Here is a 23,990-nt window from a genome sequence, read left to right as displayed (position 1 = left end):
GCGCCGGCCGTATGCATGTTGGGATCGTTCATGGCGGGGGTCCACAATAGGCCTGCGCGATAATTTTCGATCATCGCGACGATCGGCTGTTGAGTGATCGCAGATTCCGGAGAACCAATCTGCGTCTTCGCGGAACGCATCGGCGGCCCCACGCGCGCATTGGGGCAAGGAGAACAATCTCCCCTGGACCCTGGACGCGATCTTCGATGAAGACCCTTCTCCAGGGCGCCGCCGCGCTAAATTCGCAGCCTTGACTTGCGCGGGGACGCCGACCTATATCGCAAATTCTTCCAGACCGCTGAGGCGGCTCGGGGCGGAGTAGCTCAGTCGGCTAGAGCAGAGGAATCATAATCCTTGTGTCGGGGGTTCGAGTCCCTCCTCCGCTACCATCTTACCCCACACTCCACGGACCCGGTTGGGGAACGCTTGCTCCCCCAGTAGCGCCGATAAACGGCCCGTGATCTCAACCTGGACGCCGCCAGTGCGGGCATTATCCCGGCACACGGTCACTGTCTCGACCAAGTCCCGAATCGCCTCCGAACATTCAGTGTCACCCTCTCTGATCCCACCCGCCAAGGCGGACTGGAGACGAGTCAGTTGCTCCTCATAGCGCGCGAGCATGGCCGGATGCAGCGCGACGGCCTCGGTCGAGGGAGCCGCCTCCCCAAGTGCGGCGGCGACGTTTTTGCGTTCTCCGTCCAAAAGCGTCGATTTGGGACCAAGGACGGCCGGGTCTCCCAGACCTTTCGCGATGGCGTCGACAAGACGGTCAATCTCACGGTTAAGCTCCCCAAGCCGACGCTCGAGCCGCAGACGACTACGATTCGCTTCGGCCGCGAGCCGCTTTCGTTCGGCTTGATAAGTCCGAACGTATTCGGCGATGACTTCGGGGTGGCGGAGTTCGGTCGTCAGTCCGCTGAGGACTGCCGCTTCAACGGTGTCCAGGTAGAAGGTCTTGGGATCTGGACATATCCCGCTCTCAGTCGCCGCCGAGCAACGGATGCGAATTCGCCCCGATCGATCCTTGCCATTACTCGCCATCCCGGCGCCGCACACCCCGCATTTGAGCAATCCAGATAAAATGTGACGGGGGCGGCGTTGCTGACTTGGATGCAAGACGCTGCGCGCCTTCTTTCGCCTCTGGGCAGCTTCAAAAAGTTCTCGGCTGACGATTGCTAGGTCAGGGACTTCAGTCGCCTGCCAATCGCTCTCGGCGTTTGGGCGAGAGATTCGCTTTCCTGTGTCTGGATCCTTCACCATGCGGACTTTGTTCCAAACGAGCCGGCCCGCGTATAGCTCATTGTTTAGAATCCCGTTTCCGCGCTGCATGTTTCCGTTGATCGTCGAAGCGTTCCACGCCCTACCACGAGGCGGGGCAATGCACTCCGCATTGAGATCGTGAGCTATGTCGCGCGGCGTGCGTCCATCGACGTAGTCGCGAAAAATGTGACGCACGATTTCCGCTTCCGCCTCGACGATCATGCGTCTCCCAGGATCGCCGGGCACCGTCTCGTAACCGTATGTGAGTCCGCCGGCATTGAGGCCCTTGCCGACGCGTCCCGACTGTCCCCTTCGCACCTTGTGCGCATTATCCTCGCGGTAGAGCTGACCGACCAAGCCGCGAAGACCGACCAGAACGGTGTTGACTACGCCCTCATGCACTGCGCGAATTTCGATACCCAAGAACGACAGGCGCTTGTGGATGCCGGCGAGGTCTTCCATATCGCGAGAGAGGCGGTCCAGCGCTTCCACAACGATCACTTCAAAAGCGCGCTCGCGCGCCTTGTCCATGAGGGCAAGCAAACCGTCGCGGCCGAGGATTGATCCGCCAGAGCGAGCGCGATCATCGAAGACCGCGACAATATTGAGGCTCTCGCGCTCGGCGTATTTTCGGCAAAGACTGACTTGATCCTCGATCGATCGTTCATCCTGAAGATCAGTCGAGAAGCGGGCGTAGATCGCGGCGCGTTTCATATTCTCGGACCTTGTCAGCGCACTCGCGTGCATGATCTTCGCGCGCGGCTTGGCGAGCTAGGGCGCGCGCGAGACAAAGAATCGCGCTATCTGGGCCGACTTGCAAGGCCTGCTTTTCTATTTGATTTCCACCAATTTGCTGAAGATGTGGACGAAGAAAATCCAGCCGAGAATCCTTGTCCCTCGCAGGACATGTTTGCCTGATCGCGCCGCTCTTGAAGACGGCAACAGCGTCCGAACCTCTCTTGGGCCGTCTAATCCTTCCGGCGTTGTCCATATTCCGATCATGACTGCGCAATTCCGTTGCTGAAAGTCGATCGCGCTGCGCGTCGAAGAAAAGGATATCCTCTCGCGCAAATCGGATGCCGGCGGTTCCAATTTGTCTGTAAGACTCAGAGAGATGGTAATGGGGGGATTGAAGGAAACGGAGGTCCGCTACCTCCATTCCCCCCAACTGAAGGCACTGAATTTCCGCTGAGATTGAAGGCGGAGGCCAGCGCCGCTTTATAAAGGAGCGGGGAACCGAACCGTCTAACCGGCCTCACACGACTTGCTCAGCTTGGAAAGGACAGAGCGCTTTTCCGTCCGGTTTTGACCCTGGCTGTGGCAAAACGCGCGAGTCAGCTATGATTCCTACATCGTTTGATGGGGGATCCGATGGGACGTTTCGTTGAAGGCGCGGATCGGTCCCAGCCGACACTTTTGCCAGAATGCCTGGACGATGGGGTAAGCGAGGACAATTCCGTCCACGTGATCGATACGTGCGTGGAAGCCCTCGATCTCCATCGGATGGTTTTGAGGGCGTGGTCGCGAAGGAGACCGGCCGGCCGTCGTATCATCCTTCCACGCTGCTAAAGCTTTATATCTACGGCTACCCCAATCGTGTGCAGTCCAGCCGGCGCATGGAGCGCGAGTCCGCTCGCAATATCGAGGTGATGTGGCTCATTGGCCGTTTGGTTCCCGATCATAAGACCATCGCCGACTTCCAAAAGGACAACGGCGCCGCGATCCGGAAAGTCTGCGCCAGGTTCGTCGCTTTATGCTGGAACATGAGCCTCTTGCAGAATACGGGCGTGGCGATCGACGGCAGTAACTCAAGGCAGTGAACAACCGCGATCGCAATTTCACGCACGCCAAGATGGCGAGACGGATGGCGCAGATTGAAGAGAGCGTCGACCGTTATCTGCGCCAGCGCGACAGCGCCGATCACCAAGAGCCTTGAGTTGCGTAGGGACGTCCTCGCCGCACGCAGAGCTTTTTTGGCGATGATGGCTGATTTCGGGTCGGAATCTTGCGCGCGCTCACGAGAGGCCGACGGGTTTCAGCTATCCAATCTTGATCACAACGCCTTCATCGCCACGAAGTTCGAGCTTAGCGTGGACACGCTCACCGCTTCGGCCGCTATGTGTCGACAGCGCGACCGCGCCGGAAAGACCATTTGGTAGCGAAAAACTTCGGGTGTCATGACAAAAATTCAGCGCGACCAAAATCTGGTCGGCGCCCTGAAGCCGCTCATAGGCAAGAACATGATCGCTTGCGTGAAGCAGCCGCTGAGAACCTATGCCGAGCGCGGAGTGCGCGTGTCTGTAATGAAGCAGCTTGCTGGTGAGGCGGAGAATACACATGTCGTCCTCACGCATTGTCGCAACGTTACGTGTCGCAAAGTCAGGCGTGAGCGGAAGCCAGGGCTCGCGCGTCGAGAATCCTGCGAAGGCGCTGGCGTCCCATTGCATCGGCGTTCGCGACGGATCGCGGCCGACGCCAAGATCGGGCTCTCGCATGCCCCAGGGGTCCTGCGCGCGTTCCGGCGCAATATCGACGTGGCCGATTCCGATCTCATCGCCATAATAGAGCGTCGGCGTACCGTGCAGCGTCAAGAGTAGCATCGTTGCGAGCCGCGCTTGAGCGGCGCCCACGCGCGCGGCGATACGCGGCCTGTCGTGATTGCTGAGCACCCAATTCGGCCAGGCGCCCGGCGGCAAAGCCGCTTCATACATTTCGATGATGTTGGCGATCGTCGCGGCGTCCCAGCGCGCGTCGAGCAACTGAAAATTGAACGGCAGGTGTACCCCGCCAAGCTCTTTGCCGTAATATGCGACCAGCCTCTCGATCGGCAGATAGATTTCGCCGATCAGCACCCGGTCGGGAAACTCATCGACGACTCGCCGAATCTCCGCGATCACGTCGTGAACCTCAGGCTGATCGGACGAATAGGTCTGCGCAAGCCGAGCAATATCCGGCCCCTCGCCGGCGAAATTCGGATTGGCCGGATTGTCCCGGAAGGCGGCGTCCTTAACAATGTGCGAGATGACGTCGACGCGAAAACCGTCGACGCCGCGCCGCAGCCAGAAGCGCAGCACGTCGTACATTGCGGCGCGCACTTGCGGATTGCGCCAGTTGAGATCGGGCTGCTCAGGCAGGAATGAATGCAAATAATACTGCTGCGTTCTCTCGTCCCAACTCCAAGCGCTGCCGCCGAAGTGACTGAACCAATTGTTGGGCGGGCCGCCGTCGGGCTGGGCGTCGCGCCAGAGATACCAGTCACGCAGAGGATTATCGCGCCCGCTTCTGCTCGCGAGAAACCACGGATGTTCATTCGACGTGTGGTTGGGCACGAAGTCGATGATGATCTTCAAGCTTTTTGCATGCGCCGCCGAGACAAGCGCGTCAAAATCATCTAGGGATCCGAATAGCGGATCGACGTCGCAGTAGTTCGCAACATCATAGCCGAAATCATGCATCGGCGACGGATAGAAAGGCGAAAGCCAGATCGCGTCTATCCCCAGCCAGACGAGATAATCGAGCCGATAACGCACGCCATTGAGGTCGCCGACGCCGTCGGCATTCGTATCTTGAAAGGAGCGTGGATAGATCTGATAGATCGTCGCCGTTCGCCACCAGTCATTGGACATGATGCGCCTCCCGCCGCGCTAAGCGGAAACAATGCGCAGGCGGGCGGAAAGCAGTTTCTCCGCATCGGCGCTGAATCCAACAAAAATGTCGACGCCACCGGGTTCAACGGTAGGCTCCATATTCTCGCCTGGAAACTGGAACGCCTGCGCGCACAGAACGAAATCGATGGTCGCGCCTTGTTGCGGCTGTAGAGCGATCTTCTTCCAGTCCTTCAGCTCCATCAGCGGGCGCGCCACGCTCGCGACCCTGTCGCGCGCAAAAAGAAATATCGTTTCCTCGGTGGCGATGTCGCTCTCGTTGCACACGTCGACTCTGACTCTCGTCGTTTGGCTCGTTTTCAATTCGGCACAGTCGACGCGCAAATTCGATAAGGTCGTACGCGAAAAAGAAAGGCCGTGGCCAAAGGGAAATTGTGGATCGTTCGAACAGTCGAGATATCTACTCGTGTAGAAATTGGCGGCGTCGAAAGGCCGGCCAGTCGAGCGCGCCGAATAGAAAATCGGAACTTGTCCAACATCACACGGCCAGGTGACGGCGAGCCGCGCGCTAGGATTGAAGCGACCCGTCAGAATATCGGCGATCGCCTCGCCTGCCCTGTGGCCGAGAAACCATGCCGCGACGACCGCCTGCGCACGTTTGAAAAGCCAAGGGACAGCAAGCGGGCGCCCGCAGGACAGTAGCGCGACTGTCGGCGCGCCGGCGCTCATAACGCGCTCCGCAAGCTGGCGCTGTTTGCCAGGAAGTCCCAGAGAGGCGCGGCAGGCGGCCTCGCCGCTCATCCTCGCCGCTTCGCCAAGGCAGAGCACGACGGCGTCGGCGCCTTCCGCCAGAGCGAAGGCGGGCGCGATCCCGCTCTCGTCGTCGCCCTCGATCGCGACGCCGCTGTGATGTGCTATCTCGCAGTACGGTAGAGCGCGGCGCAATCCTTCCAGGATCGTGACGCAATTCTCGGCGCCGCCTGCCGCCGACCAGGGCCCGAGCATATCCGCGCCCGCATCCGCCAGAGGTCCGACGACCGCAATGCGGCGCAGATTCGCGGAAAGCGGCAGAAGCCCGCGGTTGATCAGGAGAGTCGCTGACCGCCGCGCTGCTTCCAGCGCCAGTATGCAATGAGTTTCCTTGACGCTGTCGTCCAGCCGAGCGACACGATAGGGATCGTCGAAAAGCCCCAGCCGCTCCTTCAACTGCAGCACACGTGCGACCGCAACGTCGATGTCGCGCTCCTCGACGAGCCCGCGCGCGAGCGCTTCCGGCAGATGCGCAAGATAGACGCCGCTGACCATATCCATGTCGACGCCGGCCTTGAGCGCGATCGCCGCCGCCTCGATCGAATCGGCGGCGACTCCATGCTCCACTAATTCGGCGATCGCTGTGTAATCACTCATGATGACGCCGTCGAATTTGAGCCGGCTCCGCAGATATCCGTTCAACAATCGGCCTTGTGCCGACATCGGCACGCCATTGACATTGTTGAACGCCGTCATCACCGCCGCACAGCCCGCCTCCACGGCGGCGCGAAACGGCGGCAGATAGACTTCATGCAGCGCGCGTTCGGAGACGTCCACGGCTGCGTAGTCGCGCCCCGCCGTCGCGGCTCCGCCGGCGCAAAAATGCTTGGCGGTGGCCGCCAGCGGAAAAATTCGGGAGAAGTCGTCGCCCTGAAAGCCTCTTATCTTTGCTTGCGCGAATCTTTCTCCCACCAACGGATCCTCACCGGGCCCTTCGGCGATGCGGCCCCAACGAGGGTCGCGGGACACGTCCAGCATCGGCGCGAAGGTGAGATGGATTCCTTCGCTCGCCGCCTCCAACGCCGCGGCGCACGCCGTGCGCTCCCATAATTGAGGATCGAAGGCGCCGGCTTCCGCGAGTGGAATGGAAAAAATCGTCCGAAATCCATGCAGCACGTCGAGACCGAACAGCAGCGGCACGCCTAGCCTGCTCTCTTGGACGGCGCAGCGCTGCGCGCGCATGAGCGCCTCAAGGTCCCAAAGGTTGAAAACGCCGGCCACTCGACCAGCTGCTATGTCTTTGGTCGTATCGCCGCAGACGACGGGTCCAGTGACCGCCTGGCCGGCCGTCACGAGGTTGAGCTGGCCAAGCTTTTCTTCCAGCGTCATCGCGTGCAACAAGGCATCGATACGGCTCAAGGCGTCGCTCGCAGTTTGGCGGTGCGCCGCAACAGGACGAGACCCTCGCTTCGGCGCAACAATCCGTTCTATGCTTAAACTATCCTAAGCAGATTCTTAGACCACAAATGTCACAAAGCAGTTGCAGTCGGTCGACAAGAAGCGGGGGCGATCGGTCCTAAGATGATGAATGCAGAGAACCAGCCGTCAAACGAGCGCAGGATTGCGGCCGAAAGTCTCTCGTCGCACTTGAGATTGACCCTCGACGCATTGAGGGGGTCCCGCCAGCGGTCCGCGCTGATTTGGCTTGGCGCCGGTCTTGCGGTCATCATCGGCGCCACGGCCTATGGCCAGATTCGGCTCAATGCTTGGAACAAGCCCTTTTATGACGCGCTCGCCCGCAAGGATCTCTCCGGCTTCGGGGATCAGCTCATCGTCTTCGCGGCCATCGCCGGCGCGCTGCTCGTTCTCAACGTCACGCAGACTTGGCTCGCGAACATGACCAAGCTAAAATTGCGGGAGTCACTGACGAGAGACTTATTCCTTCAGTGGCTGACGCCGCATCGTAGCTTCCGCATCGCCGGCATGGGCGAAATTGGCGTCAATCCCGATCAGCGCATACATGCCGACGCGCAACATCTCGCCGAGCTTTCGACCGATCTCGGCGTCGGCCTGCTACAGGCCACCTTACTGCTCATAAGTTTTATCGGAGTGCTCTGGGCGTTATCCACGGGCGTGACCTTCGACATTTTCGGAACAAGAATCGCCATTCCAGGCTACATGGTGTGGAGCGCGTTGCTCTATGCCAGCATCGCTTCCTTCGGCAGCTGGCGCCTCGGCCGCCCACTCGTCGAACTCGGCGCCGAGCGTTATGGACGCGAATCCGACCTGCGCTTTGCGTTGATGCATGTCAATGAACATATCGAGGCGATCGCCGTCTGCCGCGGCGAAAATATCGAGGAAAACCGTCTGCATCAGGAGTTTGATCGCCTGCTGACGGTGCTGCGTCGGCTCGTCGCAGCGACGACCAATCTGACCTGGGTCACCGCCGGATACGGCTGGTTCACCATCGTCGCGCCGATTATCGTCGCCGCGCCCGCCTATTTTGCCGGAAATCTCACATTCGGCGGCTTGCTGATGGCGGTCGGCGCTTTTACGCAGGTGCAGCAATCGCTTCGCTGGTTCATCGACAATGCCGGCGTCATCGCCGATTGGCGCGCGACCCTGCATCGCGTGACGGGCTTTCGCGAGGCGCTGCTTGATCTCGACAAAGCCGTTCCAGATGCGCGCCGCATTGCTTTCGAAGAGACAGGAATTGATCTTCTTGTTCTCGACGATCTGCGCATCCTGTCCTATGCCGGCCACACGACCCTGAGCGAATCCCACATCGAGATTGCGCCCGGCGAACACGTGCTGATCGTCGGCGAACGCAAGTCCGGCAAAACTCGCTTGTTTCAAACGATCGCCGGTTTGTGGGCGGCTGGCAGCGGCATGGTCCGCACGCCGCCTGCAAAGCGCGTTCTCTTCGTTCCCATGCGCGCTTACCTTCCAGACTTGTCGCTGCGAAGCTCGCTTTCCTATCCTTTGCCGCCAACGAGCTTTCCAGAAGAAGCCTATGTGGCCGCGCTGACGCGGCTTGATCTTGGACATTTCGTTCCCTGGCTCGATCGCGTCGCGCGATGGGAACAGGAGCTGACTGATGTTGAGCAGCAGGAACTGGCTTTCACCAGAATCTTGCTTCACAAGCCGTGCTTCGTCATTGTCGATGAGGCGCTCGACTCGCTTTCGTCCCACGCCCGGCAGCTGCTCTTCGCCGCCCTCGAAAAGGAACTCGCGACGACGGCGTTTATCCATATTGGCGGACCAAAGAGCGGTGACCGCTTTTTCCGGCGAGTTCTGCATCTGACTCTGGACGCGTCGCGCGAAACGGCCGAGGCGCAACCACGTCAACCGCCGGAATTACCCTTGGCGCCGCAGGATGCGCCTTTGCCTCCTTGACGGAGTCGCGCGAGCGCGCCCCACAACCCACCGTAGTCGCCGAGCGTCGCGTGGACGATGTCGGGAAGCGCGGGGGTCTTTCGCGGCAGCGCCCGTAGATAGGTCGCTGTCTGTTCAATTGAGATGCCGATCTCGCGCATCATCGACCCACCCATTACGATTCGGTCTGGCGACCAATGGGCGATGGCGTTGTGCAGCGCGCGCGCAGTAATCTTGGCGAGTTCATCCCATATTGGATGATCCTTTCCGAGCGCGCAGGGTTCGGCGCCAAAGCGGTTCGCGACGGCGCGTCCCGAGACAAGCTCTTCGAAATTGAGCGCGCCGGCGTCGATATATTGCTCGCCGATTTCGAAGCCATAGGTCGCACGGTCAATTCTCCCGTCGACGATGCGCGCACCGTTCACGCCAGTGGAGATGGTGACATATGCGAGAATGGCGGAACCTTGCCCAGCGCCGGCGGTCGCTTCCCCTAGCCCCACAAGCGCCGTGTCGTTCTCCAGTAAGACAGGCGCGCCGAGACTGGCCTCAACGTCGGCGGCCAACGTCGCGCCATTCCAAATTGGCAGGTTGGGGGCATTGACGAGGATGCGCTTGTCGCGCGACAGCACGCCAGGAACGCCGATCACCACAGCAAAAATTCGGTCGCCGGCCGCCGCTTTCAAGGCCGCAGCGCGCAAAAGCTCTAGCGCGTCACGATAATCGCTCGGCGTCTTGAGGATCACCGCCTCGGTAAGTTCGGCAAGATCGGAAGAGCCGGCGACCCGCGTCTTCGTCCCGCCGATGTCGACGACAACATACATCGATGCGCTCCCTCCGGCTGCTCAGCTCGCCCCCTTCGGCGCGCCACTTGCCTTTCGAGCACATCGATCGAGGGTTTAAAAGCTAGCTAGGAGATTCCGGCTTGGCCGACGACGCAACCCCGCCTTGAGTGCGCCGTCCTCACTCGGCTGGAGAAGCACCCGGCAATGTGAATCGCACACCCACACATACCCATCCTCCACGTCGACCCCTTCAAGGTCAAACTACTTGCCCGATGGTAGATCGGGAAAAAGCGTGTCGAGCCACTTGCAACGCCATCTCGCCGGCGACGTTTGGCAGCTGCTTCATCTGGAAGTGGGTTGCGGCCATGCGAGCCTTGATCGTGCCGAAGGGGTGCTCATAAGACTTCGTTGCAATTGCACAGTCTTTTCAAGTGCTGCTCACGACTTTTCTAAATCGCAGAAGACAGATCAGGAGCGTCACCATTCCGATGGCGACAAGGGCTGCAAGTTGCGGCCAGACGATTTCAAGCCCCGCGCCTCGATACAGCGTCGCCTGCGCGAAGCTCACGAATTGCGTATTGGGCGTGAAACGCATGATGTTTTGCAGCCATATCGGCATTGTCTCTAAAGGCGTGACGCCGCCAGACAAGAGATAGAGAATCACGATGACCGGCACAGAGAGCAATCCGAACTGACCCATGGTGTTGACATAAGTAGCTATGAGAATGCCGAGCGCTGTGACCGAGAATTCAAACAGGATCGCCCCGAAAATGAAAAGTCCGACTGAGCCGGTGATCGGAACATGCAATAACCCTTGCACAACGAGAAAAAGGGAGAGAACTGCTGCACATATGATGACGAACCCATTGGCGATGATCTTTGAAAGCATGATTTCCATAGGCGTAACGGGCATCACCAATAGATGCTCGATCGTTCCGTGCTCGCGTTCCCGGATCAGGGCCGCTCCGGTCAGAATGATCGAGAGAATGGAAATATTGTTAATGACTTGCATGATCGCCGTGAACCACACCGAACGATAGTTTGGATTGAATTTCGCGCGGGACACGAGATTGATAGGTTGATGGACGGTGCCTGAGTCACGACTTACGAAACTCGCCACTTCCCGAGAAATGATGCTTTGCAAATAGACATTGCCATTGCCTGCCAGCGTCGGCGCCGTGCCATCGACATTGACCTGAATAGTGGGGCCTTTGTCGGCGAGCACGTCAGCTTCGAAATTCGGCGGAAATTCAATGACGAAAACGAAGCGGCCGGAATCCATCGCTCCATCGACCTCCCGAGCGTCGATCACGACGGCAGGCCTAAAATACGGCTCCAGCAAAGCGCCGGCGATACGCCTCGAAAGTTCCGAATGATCGTCATCGACGATCGCTACGCTCGCGTGCTCGACCTCGAAACTTATCCCGGTCGAAATGGAATAAATGGCGAAGGTGAACACATACACGATCAAAGCCAAAAGGACAGGATCGGCCAATAGACTGTGGAACTCCTTAATGACGAGATACCATGCCTTTGGCAGGGCAAATCGCATCTCAGCTCTCCTGCTTATGAAGGCCCACGGTCGCCGCGGCGAGAAAGACGAGCGTAAAGACCCCCAGCGCAATCAGATCCGGCCATAGCAGCGTGAAGCCCAATCCTTTCGTAAAAGTCCCGATGCTGATCTGATGGTACCATGCAGCCGGGAAGGTGAGGCCCAACACGCGCCCCGATCCGGACAGCGATGACACCGGCACCAGAAGACCGGAGAAATTGACGGCTGGAATGATCGAGATCACGGCGGTAATGAAAATCGCGGCGACTTGCGTTCGGATAAAGGACGAGACGAGCAAACCAAACCCCGTTGTGGCAAACACGTAAAGAAAAGTGCCTATGGCGAGAGTCGCCGCCGATCCTCTGACCGGAACGCCAAAAATCGTAATCGCCGAAAGCACGAGCATCCCGAAACTCAACAAAGAAATCGCGACATATGGCAACTGTTTGCCGAGCAAGAACTCCAATCGTCGGACCGGCGTCGAACGGAAATTGGCGATCGATCCAGTTTCCTTTTCCCGCACGACGCTAACCGCCGTCATCATGGCCGGGACGAGCGCGAGCATCAGCATGATCACGCCGGGAATAATAGCGTAGACGCTCTTGAACGATTGATTATAGCGGAATCTCGTCTCCATATTAACGAGCGCTGGGGGAGGCGCCGCGCCGTCGTGTCGCGTGCTCTGGTCGGCCAGATATTTGTGCGTAATTCCCTCGACATATCCGCGGATTGTCTCGGCGCGAAACGGCATCGCGCCATCGATCCATACGGCCACCTCCGGCGTCTTGCCGTTGATCAGATCCCTACCAAAATTGGGAGGGATTTCAACGGCGAGCTTGATCTCGCCGCTCACGAGTCGTCGTTCCAATTCCGCTGTCGAATTGATATCGCTCTCTTGCACAAAATAGCGCGACCCGGAAAAGCTCTCGAGAAACTCCCGGCTTTCCAGCGTGCGGTCTTGATCAAGGACGGCATAGGGCAGATTCTCGACGTCGAAGGAAATTCCATATCCGAATGTGATCATCAAGATCAGCGGGCTGAACAAAGCGAAGGCGAGACGTAGAGGATCGCGTAGAATCTCCAGCGATTCACGATATGTATTGGCCCACAGGCGGCCGAGGTCGAATCCGAAAAAGCGCGCTCGATGGGCCTCCCTTGTGTTTGACGACGACGCGAGAGCATCCGTGAGAGGCGCCACAGCAGCTTCGCCGCCCGCATCTTCGAGATATGCGACGAAGGCGTCTTCCAGCGCGGTTTTTCCCTTCTCCGCAACAAGACGAGCAGGTGCGCCAATGGCGAGCACCTTCCCGGCATGCATCAAGGAAATGCGGTCGCAACGTTCCGCTTCATTCATGAAATGAGTCGAGATGAAAATTGTCACGCCGTCATTGCGCGACAATTCGATGAGGGAGAGCCAGAAGCTATCACGCGCGACAGGATCGACGCCGGAGGTCGGCTCGTCGAGGATCAGCACTTCTGGTTCGTGAATGATTGCGACAGCGAGTTGCAGTCTCTGCCGCATGCCGAGCGAAAGATCTTCCGGGGCGCTATCGGCGACCTCGACTAATTCGAAACGTTTCAACATCTCTGCAACTCGCTCGGCGCCGCGCTCCTTCGGTAGCGAAAAGAGCCGGGCGTGCAACTCGAGGTTTTGCCGCACGGTTAGTTCGCCATAAAGCGAGAAGGATTGCGACATATAACCAACGCGCCGACGGGTCTCCATGTCGCCTGCATCAAGTTTCTTGCCGAACAGCCGTGCAGACCCGGCGGTAGCCGGTAGCAGCCCCGTTAGCATTTTCATCGTCGTCGATTTGCCGCAGCCGTTCGACCCGAGAAAGCCGAATATTTCACCTCGTGCAATGCGAAAGCTGACGCGATCGACGGCGATGAAATCGCCGAACGCCTTGGTCAAATTATCGGCCTCGATCGAGAACTCGCGATTGGCAGTTTGAAGCGGCGGCACGGTGACGGTTTTATGCGCCGCGCGCTTCTCGGGAGGGAGAAGCGCAATGAAGGCTGCGTCCAAAGTGTCTTTTCTGGCGCTGGCCATGATCTGTCCGGGCGCGCCCCTCGTGAGAATTTTGCCATCGTCCATCGCCGCGAGCCAGTCGAACCGCTCGGCTTCCTCCATATAGGCGGTGGCGACGATCACGCTCATATTGGGACGCCGCGCGCGAAGCCGATCAATCAGCTCCCAAAATTGTCGCCGCGACAAAGGATCGACGCCGGTAGTGGGCTCGTCGAGGATCAGAAGATCCGGGTCATGGATGAGCGCGCAGCATAAGGAGAGCTTTTGCTTCATCCCGCCAGAGAGATTTCCTGCTGGCCGATCGGGAAAAGGGGCCAGTCCGGTCGCGGCCAATAATTCGGCGATGCGGCGGACGCGCTCCTCTTTGCTTTGGCCGAACAAGCGACCGAAGAAGTCCAGGTTTTCGTGCACGGATAATGTCGGATAGAGATTTCGGCCCAGGCCCTGCGGCATGTAAGCGATGCGGGCGTAACTCGCCGCTCGATGCGACGGCGCGCGCATGTCGCCGCCGAGCGCATGAATTTCGCCCTCCTGCATTCGGCGCACGCCGGAAATGAGCGCGAGAAGCGTGGACTTGCCGACGCCGTCGGGCCCGATCAACCCCGCCATGCAACCGCCAGGAACGATCAGCGTCACATTGTCGAGCGCAAATAATTTCCCGTAGCGGTGCGTTACAGCGCGAATTTCAGCCGCCGTGTCCGTCATTGCGGCAGTTTCGCTGCGAGATTGGTTGGCCATGGACGCTTGGCGTCGACGCGCACATAGGCGATCCCGCGCACGCCCGCTTTGACTTGCTCTTCGTATTTCCGCAACAGGTTCGGCGCAATGCTCAACTTCACGCGAAACATCAGTTTTTCTCGTTCTTCCGCAGTTTCAACCGTCTTGGGCGTGAACTGCGCCTCGCTAGCGACGAAGGAAACCTTGGCCGGAACGACATATTGCGGGATTGGATCGAGTATGAGCCTGGCGTCGTCATTCAATTTCAAATGCCCGGCAACCGAGGCAGGAAAGAACACGGTCATATAGACGTCGGCCAGATCGACGAGAGTCAGAACGCGCGAACCGGCGCCGAGCACTTCGCCCGCCTGCGCCAATTTATATTGAACTCGCCCGCGACGAGGCGCTTTTAATACCATGTCGTCGAGCGTCGCATTAATTTTGGCCACATCCGCCTTGGCGGCGTCGATGGCCGCGACGGCGTCGTCGAGATTCGCCTTGGCGGCGTCGAGAGCCGCTTGGGCGCTCGTCATAATTGAGCGCCGTTGATCAAGCAGCTCGGCTGTTGCAAAGCCCTTGCTTCGCAGGGTCACCACGCGATCGAGCTGCTGCTTGGCGAGTTTGACTTCGCTCTGTCGCTGGGCGATGAGCGCCTCTGCGGAAATTCTCGCTTGCCCTGCGCGTCTAACCAGCGCCTCGGCGCCTCGCAATTGCGCCTTAAGTTCGATCACGTCCATTTTCGCGACGATCTCGCCTGCATCGACCATCTGCCCTTCTTCGGCAAGAACCTGCGAGATGCGCCCTGGGAGTTTGGTCGCTATGTCTATTTGCTGGGCTTCCAGCCTGCCGTTGGCGAGCGCAAAGCCATCGGGCGTTTTATCCCCGCGCAATTTGCGGACGAAGGCGTCGAAGGCTTCATTCGCCATAGCGCTCGAGGCAGGCGCGCCAAAGTAGGTTTGGAAAATAGAGCCGCTCGGCAATGTGGCGATTAAGACGGCCATCGATAGAAGCGCGGAGGTGGCTCGCATAGGTCCTGTGCCCCAATTAATTTCGTCGCCGCGTCACGATCGAACCCACATTGGCGATCAGCGAACGTCCAGTTCGGCTTCCGCCCGCGCGATGGCGCTCAACGCGCGCTGACGCTGGGCTTCGGCGCCAAGGATTTGAGTTTGAACCTCGGCTGTATCCTGCCGGGCGAGGATCATGCCCGCCCGCACAGAGTCGCCTTCGTGGATCGGTAGATCGATGATGCGTCCGGGGTATTTTACGGCGATGTCGATACGCGTCATCTCCAGCCGTCCGTTGCCTCGCGCCAGATAGGCCGGGAGCGCGTCGACACGGCTGTACCGCCACCAGATGAGCCCCCCAGCCACGCCGATCGCAACGACGAGCATCGCCGCCCATTCAAATCTCCGGTTCATGGTGGCCTTTAGCGATTCGTCTCAGGCAATGAGCGCGCGAGGGTGAGCGGCGACCTGGGATGGGTTCTTTTTGAAGGATATTACGTTGGCGGTCGCCGGGCCAGCTCGGGCGGTTTTCCGGCCAATTGCTGAAGGGTCAGGTCACAGAACGTCTTGCGAGCGCTACGTCCCGCCAAGCCCAATACGATCGTAGATTTTGGCGCAGCTTGGGCCGGCAGGTCAGCTAACAGAACTGCGGCAGCGAGCGGAAGCCGCAACTTGGCGGAAGGTTGTCGCACGGATCGATCTCCGGCTTTCGGGCGCCGGCGCGATCAAGGGCGCTAGAGCGGTCGGATTCCCACGGTCGCATCGGACGCAGATCGGACACGCTGACGCTCTCACTTGGATCTCTTGTTCCGAGTGGACCCTTGTAAACTCCCAGCGGACGCTTGTAAAGATCATTCGAATGATCAATATTGGAAATGGAGGTTTCGAGCTGATGAGGCAAGCTGACTTAAGAGCGGAAAAAAAGGTGGATGGTCACTCCATCTTGAGCAGAGACACACAAGCCAAAATGATCCAGGTGGCCATCGAGGTTTTTGGCGCGCATGGCTATGAAGGCGCCAGCACGCGAGCCTTAGCAGAAAAAGCCGGCGTCAACTTGGCAAGCATCCCTTATCATTTCGGCGGAAAGCACGGGCTCTATCTTGCTGCGGCGCGCACAATCGCCGATTACGCACGCGAACGAATAACTGGTGTCGTTGCACGTCTCCGTGATTCGCATCGGGCGGATCAAACCACCCGGATCGACGAAGCGCTCAGCAGCTACATCGACCTCGTCATCGGCGCTTCTGAACCAGAAGCATGGACCTCTTTTTTCGTTCGATGCGAACACGAGGCGGATGATGCTTTTCGAATGATTTACGAAGAGGCTGTCGTCCGCTTTGGGCGTGCGCTGACCGAAGCGGCGGCCGAGGCAATCGGGTGTGATGCAGACGATGAAGGGCTGCGAATCCGGGTCGCCGTCGTGCTTGCTTCAATCGTGAACTTTCGAACCCTTCGCAATATGACATTGGGCACTCTGGGCTGGGATCAGTTCAATCCAGACCGGCTTGAGCGCCTCAATAGGACTATCAGGCAATTCGCTCTTCGCGAATTGCTGTCCAAACCCGGGTGAGGCAGCAGAGCCGTTCGACGCCGCCGGAAATCAATCCGAGGCAATAACCGAAAGGACCGAAACAATGACAAAACAACATCTCGCTCATGAGTATCTCACGTGGGCGAAACAAAAGCTCGATGAAATCGATGCAACGCTGGCGGCGGTCGATGGTTCCATAGAGGCATGGAAGAGCGACGCTCGCACCGATGCTATCGCTCGGATTCGGACCGCGCGGGATGCCTTCAAGGCCAAAGTCGACGCCGTCCAATCCGAAGTGGCGGCTGCCAAGGCAATCGCCGACGATGCCTACGTCGCCATCGAGGCGGATTTGACTGAGTTCGAATTAGCATTCCGGGACTTTCTTACCGCTGCCGAGGGTCAGGCCAACGTCGTAAAGAAGGCGCTCGCGGCTCGAGCCGAAGCTCAGCGCCGGTCCTGGCAGTCCTCCCTGCAATCCATCCGGGACGCCGCGTCGGCCTCGATTGATCACGCGCTGGGAGAGGCCGACGCCGCGTTTCGCCACGTTGCCGCCGAAACCGAGAAAGTCGAGGCCAAGATAGGGAAAGTCTCGACGGCCGGGGATGAATCTTGGAAGGCCATCAAGGGGGGCCTGGACGAGGCCATTTCCGTCTATGAGCGCGCATGGAAGAAGATCTCTGAGGCTGTAGCTAAGATTGGATAGCGCGACGAATGAATGTCGCCTGAAATTTATTAGCGACGGGCGCGAGTTGCTCGGCGCTAATTCAGAGTTTGTTTTGCCTGAAAGGAGGCGAAAATGTCTTTAAAACTGACCGGTATCGCTGGGGTAAGTTTACTCATTTTCCCTTCAACAGCGTTGGCGCTATCGCCGACCGCGACCTTGACGTCCAGGCCCCATCCGGGCTTCACGAATTTGGTCGCGCAGGCAGTATCTAACCCAGCGGGTGCCCACGAGGCGATCGAATGGACGAAAGCAAGATTATCTGAAATCGACGCAGTCCCGATCACCTTGGCGACGAGAGCGATCGGCCCACAACGAAGCAAGGGCGTGGGGTTCGATGGCCTGAGTCTCGGCTTCGGAGCCTATGTCGTCGGAAACCGGCAGGGAAACAATCAGGGGACGTTTCAGCTTTCGGGCTATGTGCGCTTCGACGCCATGGCGGGCTATAGCTGGAATTCATGGTGGGGCACGAAGACGACGGCGCAACTCAACATCCGAAATCTAACCAACGCGAGATATTTTGAATCGGCCGATCTATTCGCCAACGGCAACCCAATCTTAGCCATCTATCCCGGCGCGCCGTTCACGGCGATCGGCTCGCCGCCGGCAAGAGCTATCTTTCGCGCTGGAAGCCGGCGTGGCTCGTGAAGCTTTCGGCCTCCTTCTATCGCATTAATTTCGATCTGCATCGCGCCGACGGCTTATGGCTCTGGATGATGCTCTTCATCTTGGCCCGGTCGAGCGTCTACTGGAACTTGAACGGCTTCTACGCGAAAACCACGCAGCTGTTTTTCGACTACGAACAGCCTTTTATTCCGTCGTCACCGGCCGGCAGCACAGCCACGGGATCGAGGTCAATGTCGGCTGGGAAATCCTGCCCAATCTTTGCCACTTTCCTGCATGCGCTCGTGTCGAAGGATTCGAACACCCCTTCGCAGAAGGGCGGCGATCTCCTCAGCGCGCCGCGCCGGGTCTATAACTTCAATGCTCACTACGCCTTCGTCTCGGGCGAGCTGAAAGGGCTCGAACTGGGCGTAAGCTACTTCTACGCCAGCCGCACCGAGGCGACGCTGCCCAACACTTACGGGTTCACCCTCCTCCCCCAGCAAATGCTCGGCGACTCGCTTGCCTATAATTTCACCGACAATCTCAAGCTCGAAATCAATGCGACCAATCTGACCAATCGTCCCAATTGGACGTCCGACGGTTCGATGTTCTGCGACGAGCCAAGGTCCGTGTCCGCCAGCCTCATTTACAAATATTGACGCCACGCCATGGCTCGACATTCGAATCCCCCACGGCGGATCCGCCAACCGAGTGAAACATCGGGACGATCGACACGAAAGAACAAAGCGATTGATTTCGTCTCGATTTCGCAGGCGCTTCTCGTCGCCGACCATGCAAGCGTCAGTCACGCCGCCCGGGCGCTTGGGGTGCGTCAATCCGCCGTTAGCCGCCGCGTTCAGGCGCTCGAAAATGAGCTGGGCGTATCTCTGTTCGAACGACAATTAAGCGGCGTCCGACTGACGGTCGCTGGCAAACATTTCTTCGATCGGACGCGGGCCGCGTTCGCCGAAATCGATCATGCGGTGGCGAACGCTTTGGCGGCAGGACGCGGCGCGGAGGGCATGATCCGCATCGGAGTTCTCCCTTCCACTATCAATGGTTGCCTGAGCGCGCTGCTGTACAATTATCGGGCGGCGCATCCCGCCGTCGCAATGGAATTCTACGAAGGTCCGGCTCCGGATCAGATCGCGCGAATTATGGAGCGTCGTCTCGACGTCGCTTTTCTGGTCGATGGAACGCCAGCGCCTGGCTGCGATATCGAAAGATATTGGAATGCCGGCGTCTGCGTCGCCTTGCCTGACCAACATCCGCTCGCCGGTTGTGACATCGTCGATTGGGATTTGCTGAAGGACGAGCATTTTATTCTGGGCCGCGAGGCGATTGACGCGGGGCTCGACAGAGTTGCAGCCGATCGCATTGCGGGGTTCGGCGACCGAATGTCGCTCGAAACCCATGACATTTCACAAGACGCCGTGATGAAACTTGTTGTGCTGGGATTTGGCCTCGGCCTTGTGAGCGATTCAAATGTTTGGATTTGCTATCCCGGCGTCGCTTTTCGACAGCTCCGGCGCGACGACAGCCATCTCGCCTTTTGCGCCGTCTGGCTGCCGGGCAACGACAATCCGGCGTTGCGGCGCTTTCTCAGTCTTGCGCGCTCAATGTTGCAAGATTGCTCTTCACCGAAGTTGTAGAAGGTTTCGGGTTTGCATTGCGATCCACCCCACGCGCCTTGCGGAACCCTCGATCGCTGGCGATAAATCGCTCCAGCATGGGCGCGATGAGTTGGGCCGGTTCGACCTTTTGCCCTGACTCATGCGCGAGGATTTGCGCATAGGCGATGAGGTCCAGATGCAGGCCGGCTGGCAAGGTGACGGAGAGTTTGACGGGCTTCTCTTCCTGGACGCCGGAAAGCTTTAGTTTCGTCATGGATCAAGCCCGGTCGTCTGGATCGCCGACGGGGCGCCATAGGGCGCAAGCACCAGGTCGCGCGTGACGATAACGCGCACCGGGAAGCCGGGCCTGATGGTCAGCGTTGGCTGAATGTTGAGATTGCGGCCGACAATCTGTTGGCCGGTCTGATTGAGGCTTTGCGCGCCGCCGCGGCGCAGCGCCTGGATCAGCGCGCTTTCCTCGCCTGCGGTTCCGAGCTGTGTGCCGACGCCGAGAATGGTCGAGAGAGCGGCGGCTCCCGCCAGCCGTAGCCAATGATGATCGACCTCGTCTTCCAGCCCCGAATAACCCGCGGCGTCGGCGCCGGGTTGGCGCTCCAGCGCGATGGATTGGCCGTCGGGACGGACGAGCCGATTCCAAACCAGCAACACGCGCGACTGGCCGAAAGCGATCTGGGAGTCGTAGACACCGATCAGCTTCGCGCCCTGCGGAATAAGCAGAAAGCGCCCGGTCGGACTGTCATAGATGTTCTCGGTAACCTGAGCGGTGATCTGACCGGGAAGATCGGAACGGATGCCGGTGACGAGCGCCGCCGGAATGACGGCGCCGGCCTGCAAGACGTAACGAGAAGCGGGCTGCGCCAGACGATCGGAACTCACCGTGTGGCGATGGGCGGGCGCGCTGATGAAGGCGAGTTTGCGATCCTGCATATTTTGAATGGCGCCAGGATCAATCGGCGGCGCCTCGCCGAATTCGACGCCCGGCGATGTAGAGGCGTTTGCCGATGCTGGGGAAGCTGGCGTTATCGGGGCGGCCGCCGGACGCTCATGCGCATTCGTCGATGCGAAGAGTTTCGCGATGCGCGCCGCTTCGCGCTCCTGGCCGAGGCGCTGCTGTTCCGGATCGACGGTTGTTTGCGGCAATTGGCCCTGCGCGGCGAGGATCGGCCGGCCGAGATCGCCGGGGAGCGGCGGGCCGAGTTTCGGAACATTTTTGGGAAGGCCCGTATAGTCCGGCGGCAGCGCCGCGAGGCCATCGGCGGTCGTCTTCGCTTCTGTATTGTAGAGTTCGGGCGCGGGGCCGGAGCGCCCGCGCTGCTGCAAAGCGAAGACGGTCAGTCCCAGAATGGCGGCGGCGGAGACGCCGGAAAGCGCGATCAGCACGCGCCGCGAGAGCCGCGTCACCGGCGGGCGTTCGGGACGAAGCCGCAGTTCCTCGGCGAGCCTCTTCTCGTGCTCCGGCGCGCTCATATTGCCGGCCTCCCGTCGCTGCGCACGATACGAACGACTTGCTGCGAGTCGGCGCCAAAGCGCAGTTCCGCGGCGGCGAAGAGCCGGTCGACAATCATGTGATTGCCGCGCACGCGGTAATTGACGAGCTGGCTGTCGCCGGCGGCGCCAATGATAAAGAGCGGCGGCATCTCGCCCTGGGAGATCCCGCGCGGAAACTCGACATAGACCTTGCGGCCGTCGTCGAAGGCGCGCAGCGGCCGCCAGGGCGCGGCGTCGCCCTCGATGGTGTAACGAAAATTGAGTCTTGAGAGATCGAGACCGACATCGATTGGCGCGGCAGCCTCGGCGGCTACATTCTGGCGGCGCAGCGCAATGAGCTCGTCCTGCGGATACTGCCAGGATACGGAGGCCATATAGGTTTTCTCGGTCGAGCGCAGTTCGAGATGATAGGTGCGCCGGTCGGTATTGATGACGAGATTGGTCATCAGATCGGCGCGCGTCGGCTTGACCATGATATGGGTTTTTCGCGCATTCCCCGCGCCGCTTTCCGTATCGCCGATAATCCAGCGCACCGTGTCGCCGGCGGCGACGGGACCGGAGCCGACGAGCTGCTCGCCGTCCTGCAGGGCGATGTCGGTGATCTCGCCGGGAGAGGCGTAGACCTGATAGAGCGCGCCGTCGGAAAACGGATAGATTTGGACGGCATTGATATAGCCGGCGCGACGCGGTTGTATCCGCGCGGCGGCGTTCGCCTGTTCGACTCGTATTTTTGGATCGCTCGGCTCGGGAGGCTCGCCCCCGCCCCGCGCGAGGGATTTAAGCTGGCCGGGCAGCGGCAGGAGTTTGGGGACTTCGACGATTTTGACGGGGCCTGGCGGATCGCTCTGCAGCGTGGCTGGAGACGGGATATCGTCGTATTCGATCTCAGGCGGCTTGAAGGTGGAGCAACCGGTCAGCGCTGTGGAACCGAGAAGCATAATGATCGAAGCGCGAAGCGAATGCAGCGTCATTGTCCGAGTTCCTTCGACCAGTTGACGGCGTGGATGAAAACGCCGAGCGGATTCTTGCGCAGGCGCTCGGCGTCACGCGGCGGTTGAACGACGATGGTGAGGATGGCGGTCCAGCGATCGGTCGATGCGAGACTGGCGTTCTCGTAACGGCGTTCGGTCCAGGCGACGCGAAAGGAATCGTCGGAGGCGCGAATGACGCTGGCGACCTCGATGCCGATTTGAATCTGGCCGATCTTGGCGAAAGGGTCGTTGGCGCGGGCATAGTTATTTAAGGCCGCCGCGCCCTTGTCGGTGACAAAATCATAGGCCTTTAGCCAGTTCTGGCGGACGATGATGGGATCGGCAGGAATCGCGCGGACATTCTCGACGAAGCGCGCGAGATGCCAGGCGATCTGCGGATCGGTCGGCTTGTAGTCGGCGATTGCCGGCGCGATCGCCTGCGCTTCGCCGATCTTGTCGACCTGCACGACCCAGGGAACGATCGATCCTCGCGCGCCCTGCCAGACGAGCGCGGCAGCGAGGCCGCCGGCGAGAAAGAGATTACAGAGCGCGATCAGCCGCCAGTTCTTCGCCTGCACGCGCGCTGAGCCGATGCGTTCGTCCCAGACTTGCGCGGCTTTTTGGTAAGGCGTTTCGGGTTCGGGCGTTCGCCCGTAGCGAATAGAAGAGCGTTTGAACATCAGCGCGCCTCGGAGAGGTTGATGGACGCGCCGGCGCCATGGGCGTCGCCGGCGCGGACGGAATGAGCGGCGAGAGAGAGGCCGTGGCTGACGGTTTGCGCGCGCTTCAAGCGTTTCGCCCAAGCCGGCTCGCCGCTGGAAGGAGACGCAGCGGCGTTTGGCGTCATCGAAGCATCGGCGCCGCCGCTCGCAACTGACGCTACGCCGATCGTCGAAGCGGCGGACTGCCCGCGCGCCGCGCCCGTTCCTCCTCCCGGCCCGCCATTTGGTCCCGAAGGCGGCGGGGCGCCCATTGAAGGCGGCGCGCTCGGCGATCCCGGTCCGCTCCCCGGCGGGATCATCGTCGCGGCAGCGGTGTCGCGGTTACCGCCAAGCGAAGCGATGGCGACGCCGGCGTATCGCGCCGCGCCATAGCCGGCGGCCGCGCCGCCAGCGACAATGAGACTAGTTCCGACGACGGCGCCGGCGCCAAGCTGCGGTCCGCCTGAGACGATGCCGTTCGCGACCCCGGGACCGAAGACGCCGAGACCGAGAAGCGTCAGCGCCGCGAGCACCAATGTCATGGCGTCGTCGATCGTCGGCTGCGCGCCGCCGGCCCCTTGCGTGAACTGCGCAAACAGAGTCGAGCCGATGCCGATGATGACGGCGAGCACCAGCACTTTGACGCCGGAGGAGACGACATTGCCGAGGACGCGTTCGGCAAGGAAGGCCGTCTTGCCGAAGAGACCAAAGGGGATGAGAACGAAGCCGGCCAGCGTCGTCAGCTTGAACTCGATCAGCGTGACGAAGAGCTGGATGGCGAGGATGAAGAAGCTGAGAAGAACGATCAGCCAGGCGAAGAGCAGAACGGCGATCTGAATGAAGTTTTCAAAGAAGGAAACATAACCCATCAAGCCGGAGATCGCTTCAAGGATCGGCCGGCCGGCGTCGATGCCGACCTGCGCGACGCGGCCGGGACGCAGAAAATCCGCCGCAGCGAGGCCGCTGCCCGCGGCTTTGAGGCCAAGGCCGGAGAAACTCTCAAAGATGATGCGGGCGAGATGATTCCAGTTGCCGATGAGATAAGCGAAGACGCCGACGAAGAGGGTTTTCTTGACGAGACGGGCGATGATGTCCTCGTCCGGCGCGAGGCTCCAGAAGAGCGCGGCGAGAACGATGTCGATGACGACCAGCGTCGACGCCAGAAAGCCGACTTCGCCGCCGAGGAGGCCGAAGCCGGAGTCGACATAGGAGGTAAAGACCTCAAGAAAGCGATCGATGATGCCGGTCCCGCCCATGTGAC

The 23,990-nt window shown here is 60.0% G+C and carries 20 protein-coding genes, 1 tRNA gene and 1 pseudogene; 9 read left to right on the top strand and 13 right to left on the bottom strand.

Annotated features, from left to right (window positions below):
• Positions 1–312 precede the first annotated feature (312 nt).
• Positions 313–389, top strand: a tRNA-Met gene (locus BN69_RS09420).
• Here BN69_RS09420 and BN69_RS18785 read toward each other — a convergent pair.
• A complete protein-coding gene (locus BN69_RS18785; protein ID WP_014891365.1) occupies positions 346–1,974 on the bottom strand; it encodes a recombinase family protein in 1,629 nt (542 codons plus the stop codon). The two genes, BN69_RS09420 and BN69_RS18785, sit on opposite strands and share 44 nt — an antisense overlap.
• Here BN69_RS18785 and BN69_RS09405 point away from each other — a divergent pair.
• The gene (locus tag BN69_RS09405; protein WP_041926900.1) at positions 1,906–2,178 is read left to right on the top strand and encodes a hypothetical protein; all 273 of its coding nucleotides are present in this window, start codon (positions 1,906–1,908) and stop codon (positions 2,176–2,178) included. The two genes, BN69_RS18785 and BN69_RS09405, sit on opposite strands and share 69 nt — an antisense overlap.
• A 453-nt stretch (positions 2,179–2,631) precedes the next feature.
• Positions 2,632–3,193, top strand: a pseudogene (locus tag BN69_RS19830) (transposase); the annotation flags it as partial.
• A 106-nt stretch (positions 3,194–3,299) separates the two neighbouring features.
• Here BN69_RS19830 and BN69_RS09395 read toward each other — a convergent pair.
• Together BN69_RS09395 and BN69_RS09390 are read right to left on the bottom strand one after the other, a co-directional pair.
• The gene (locus tag BN69_RS09395) at positions 3,300–4,886 is read right to left on the bottom strand and encodes an alpha-amylase family glycosyl hydrolase (RefSeq protein ID WP_014891363.1); all 1,587 of its coding nucleotides are present in this window, start codon (positions 4,884–4,886) and stop codon (positions 3,300–3,302) included.
• A gap of 18 nt (positions 4,887–4,904) precedes the next feature.
• Complete coding sequence (locus BN69_RS09390) at positions 4,905–7,034, bottom strand: glycoside hydrolase family 3 N-terminal domain-containing protein (protein WP_014891362.1); 2,130 nt, start codon at positions 7,032–7,034, stop codon at positions 4,905–4,907.
• Positions 7,035–7,196: 162 nt separating this feature from the next.
• Here BN69_RS09390 and BN69_RS09385 point away from each other — a divergent pair, with 162 nt between their 5' ends.
• Positions 7,197–9,011 (top strand): ABC transporter ATP-binding protein/permease, encoded by a 1,815-nt coding sequence (locus tag BN69_RS09385; protein ID WP_244434902.1) that lies wholly within the window; start codon positions 7,197–7,199, stop codon positions 9,009–9,011.
• Here the strand turns inward: BN69_RS09385 and BN69_RS09380 are convergent.
• From BN69_RS09380 to BN69_RS09360, 5 genes are all read right to left on the bottom strand, one after another.
• Positions 8,960–9,811: an ROK family protein gene (locus BN69_RS09380; RefSeq protein ID WP_014891360.1), complete on the bottom strand. Its 852-nt coding sequence runs from the start codon at positions 9,809–9,811 to the stop codon at positions 8,960–8,962. The genes BN69_RS09385 and BN69_RS09380 overlap by 52 nt on opposite strands.
• A 388-nt stretch (positions 9,812–10,199) precedes the next feature.
• Positions 10,200–11,324 carry an ABC transporter permease gene (locus tag BN69_RS09375; protein ID WP_014891359.1) on the bottom strand — a complete coding sequence of 375 codons (1,125 nt, stop codon included), beginning with the start codon at positions 11,322–11,324 and terminating at the stop codon, positions 10,200–10,202.
• A 1-nt stretch (position 11,325) separates the two neighbouring features.
• Positions 11,326–14,058, bottom strand: coding sequence for a ribosome-associated ATPase/putative transporter RbbA (rbbA, locus tag BN69_RS09370; RefSeq protein WP_014891358.1), 2,733 nt, complete (start codon positions 14,056–14,058; stop codon positions 11,326–11,328).
• Complete coding sequence (locus BN69_RS09365; protein WP_014891357.1) at positions 14,055–15,071, bottom strand: HlyD family secretion protein; 1,017 nt, start codon at positions 15,069–15,071, stop codon at positions 14,055–14,057. Before BN69_RS09365 ends, rbbA begins: the two co-directional genes overlap by 4 nt.
• An 84-nt stretch (positions 15,072–15,155) precedes the next feature.
• Complete coding sequence (locus BN69_RS09360; RefSeq protein WP_014891356.1) at positions 15,156–15,491, bottom strand: HlyD family secretion protein; 336 nt, start codon at positions 15,489–15,491, stop codon at positions 15,156–15,158.
• Between the two features lie 445 nt (positions 15,492–15,936).
• Between BN69_RS09360 and BN69_RS09355 the strand changes: the two genes are divergently transcribed.
• From BN69_RS09355 to BN69_RS20065, 5 genes are all read left to right on the top strand, one after another.
• Entirely contained in the window at positions 15,937–16,647 is a 711-nt protein-coding gene (locus tag BN69_RS09355; protein ID WP_148277079.1) for a CerR family C-terminal domain-containing protein, read from the top strand.
• A 64-nt stretch (positions 16,648–16,711) separates the two neighbouring features.
• Positions 16,712–17,311 carry a hypothetical protein gene (locus BN69_RS09350; protein WP_014891354.1) on the top strand — a complete coding sequence of 200 codons (600 nt, stop codon included), beginning with the start codon at positions 16,712–16,714 and terminating at the stop codon, positions 17,309–17,311.
• 93 nt (positions 17,312–17,404) lie between these two features.
• A complete protein-coding gene (locus tag BN69_RS19825) occupies positions 17,405–17,977 on the top strand; it encodes a TonB-dependent receptor (RefSeq protein WP_014891353.1) in 573 nt (190 codons plus the stop codon).
• Positions 17,974–18,594 carry a PepSY domain-containing protein gene (locus BN69_RS19815; protein WP_014891352.1) on the top strand — a complete coding sequence of 207 codons (621 nt, stop codon included), beginning with the start codon at positions 17,974–17,976 and terminating at the stop codon, positions 18,592–18,594. The genes BN69_RS19825 and BN69_RS19815 overlap by 4 nt, the downstream gene beginning before the upstream one ends.
• Before the next feature lie 9 nt (positions 18,595–18,603).
• Positions 18,604–19,587: a LysR family transcriptional regulator gene (locus BN69_RS20065; RefSeq protein WP_014891351.1), complete on the top strand. Its 984-nt coding sequence runs from the start codon at positions 18,604–18,606 to the stop codon at positions 19,585–19,587.
• Here BN69_RS20065 and BN69_RS18780 read toward each other — a convergent pair.
• Genes BN69_RS18780 through trbL form a run of 5 tightly spaced genes read right to left on the bottom strand, consistent with a single transcriptional unit; the run spans position 19,538 to position 23,985 of the window.
• Positions 19,538–19,822 carry a DUF2274 domain-containing protein gene (locus tag BN69_RS18780; protein WP_083858720.1) on the bottom strand — a complete coding sequence of 95 codons (285 nt, stop codon included), beginning with the start codon at positions 19,820–19,822 and terminating at the stop codon, positions 19,538–19,540. The two genes, BN69_RS20065 and BN69_RS18780, sit on opposite strands and share 50 nt — an antisense overlap.
• A complete protein-coding gene (locus tag BN69_RS09330; RefSeq protein WP_014891350.1) occupies positions 19,819–21,036 on the bottom strand; it encodes a TraB/TrbI/VirB10 family type IV secretion system protein in 1,218 nt (405 codons plus the stop codon). Before BN69_RS09330 ends, BN69_RS18780 begins: the two co-directional genes overlap by 4 nt.
• Positions 21,033–22,028, bottom strand: coding sequence for a P-type conjugative transfer protein TrbG (gene trbG, locus BN69_RS09325; protein WP_014891349.1), 996 nt, complete (start codon positions 22,026–22,028; stop codon positions 21,033–21,035). The genes BN69_RS09330 and trbG overlap by 4 nt, the downstream gene beginning before the upstream one ends.
• On the bottom strand, positions 22,025–22,708 hold the full coding sequence (gene trbF, locus BN69_RS09320; protein WP_014891348.1) for a conjugal transfer protein TrbF: 684 nt from the start codon (positions 22,706–22,708) through the stop codon (positions 22,025–22,027). The genes trbG and trbF overlap by 4 nt, the downstream gene beginning before the upstream one ends.
• Entirely contained in the window at positions 22,708–23,985 is a 1,278-nt protein-coding gene (gene trbL, locus BN69_RS09315; protein ID WP_014891347.1) for a P-type conjugative transfer protein TrbL, read from the bottom strand. Before trbL ends, trbF begins: the two co-directional genes overlap by 1 nt.
• Between the last annotated feature and the right edge of the window lie 5 nt (positions 23,986–23,990).

Origin of the sequence: Methylocystis sp. SC2 (genome assembly GCF_000304315.1) — a bacterium.
Taxonomy (GTDB): Bacteria; Pseudomonadota; Alphaproteobacteria; order Rhizobiales; family Beijerinckiaceae; genus Methylocystis.
This window is presented reverse-complemented; position numbering and strand designations above follow the sequence as displayed.

Coding starts and splice junctions, on each gene's coding strand:
- BN69_RS09330 (WP_014891350.1), bottom strand. CDS start 21,036: ATGAGCGCGCCGGAGCACGAGAAGAGGCTCGCCGAGGAACTGCGGCTT.
- trbG (WP_014891349.1), bottom strand. CDS start 22,028: ATGACGCTGCATTCGCTTCGCGCTTCGATCATTATGCTTCTCGGTTCC.
- BN69_RS09385 (WP_244434902.1), top strand. CDS start 7,197: ATGATGAATGCAGAGAACCAGCCGTCAAACGAGCGCAGGATTGCGGCC.
- BN69_RS09395 (WP_014891363.1), bottom strand. CDS start 4,886: ATGTCCAATGACTGGTGGCGAACGGCGACGATCTATCAGATCTATCCA.
- BN69_RS09365 (WP_014891357.1), bottom strand. CDS start 15,071: ATGGCCGTCTTAATCGCCACATTGCCGAGCGGCTCTATTTTCCAAACC.
- BN69_RS18785 (WP_014891365.1), bottom strand. CDS start 1,974: ATGAAACGCGCCGCGATCTACGCCCGCTTCTCGACTGATCTTCAGGAT.
- rbbA (WP_014891358.1), bottom strand. CDS start 14,058: ATGACGGACACGGCGGCTGAAATTCGCGCTGTAACGCACCGCTACGGG.
- trbL (WP_014891347.1), bottom strand. CDS start 23,985: ATGGGCGGGACCGGCATCATCGATCGCTTTCTTGAGGTCTTTACCTCC.
- BN69_RS19825 (WP_014891353.1), top strand. CDS start 17,405: ATGTCTTTAAAACTGACCGGTATCGCTGGGGTAAGTTTACTCATTTTC.
- BN69_RS09360 (WP_014891356.1), bottom strand. CDS start 15,491: ATGAACCGGAGATTTGAATGGGCGGCGATGCTCGTCGTTGCGATCGGC.
- BN69_RS18780 (WP_083858720.1), bottom strand. CDS start 19,822: ATGACGAAACTAAAGCTTTCCGGCGTCCAGGAAGAGAAGCCCGTCAAA.
- BN69_RS09355 (WP_148277079.1), top strand. CDS start 15,937: ATGATCAATATTGGAAATGGAGGTTTCGAGCTGATGAGGCAAGCTGAC.
- BN69_RS09350 (WP_014891354.1), top strand. CDS start 16,712: ATGACAAAACAACATCTCGCTCATGAGTATCTCACGTGGGCGAAACAA.
- BN69_RS20065 (WP_014891351.1), top strand. CDS start 18,604: ATGGCTCGACATTCGAATCCCCCACGGCGGATCCGCCAACCGAGTGAA.
- BN69_RS09375 (WP_014891359.1), bottom strand. CDS start 11,324: ATGCGATTTGCCCTGCCAAAGGCATGGTATCTCGTCATTAAGGAGTTC.
- BN69_RS09380 (WP_014891360.1), bottom strand. CDS start 9,811: ATGTATGTTGTCGTCGACATCGGCGGGACGAAGACGCGGGTCGCCGGC.
- trbF (WP_014891348.1), bottom strand. CDS start 22,708: ATGTTCAAACGCTCTTCTATTCGCTACGGGCGAACGCCCGAACCCGAA.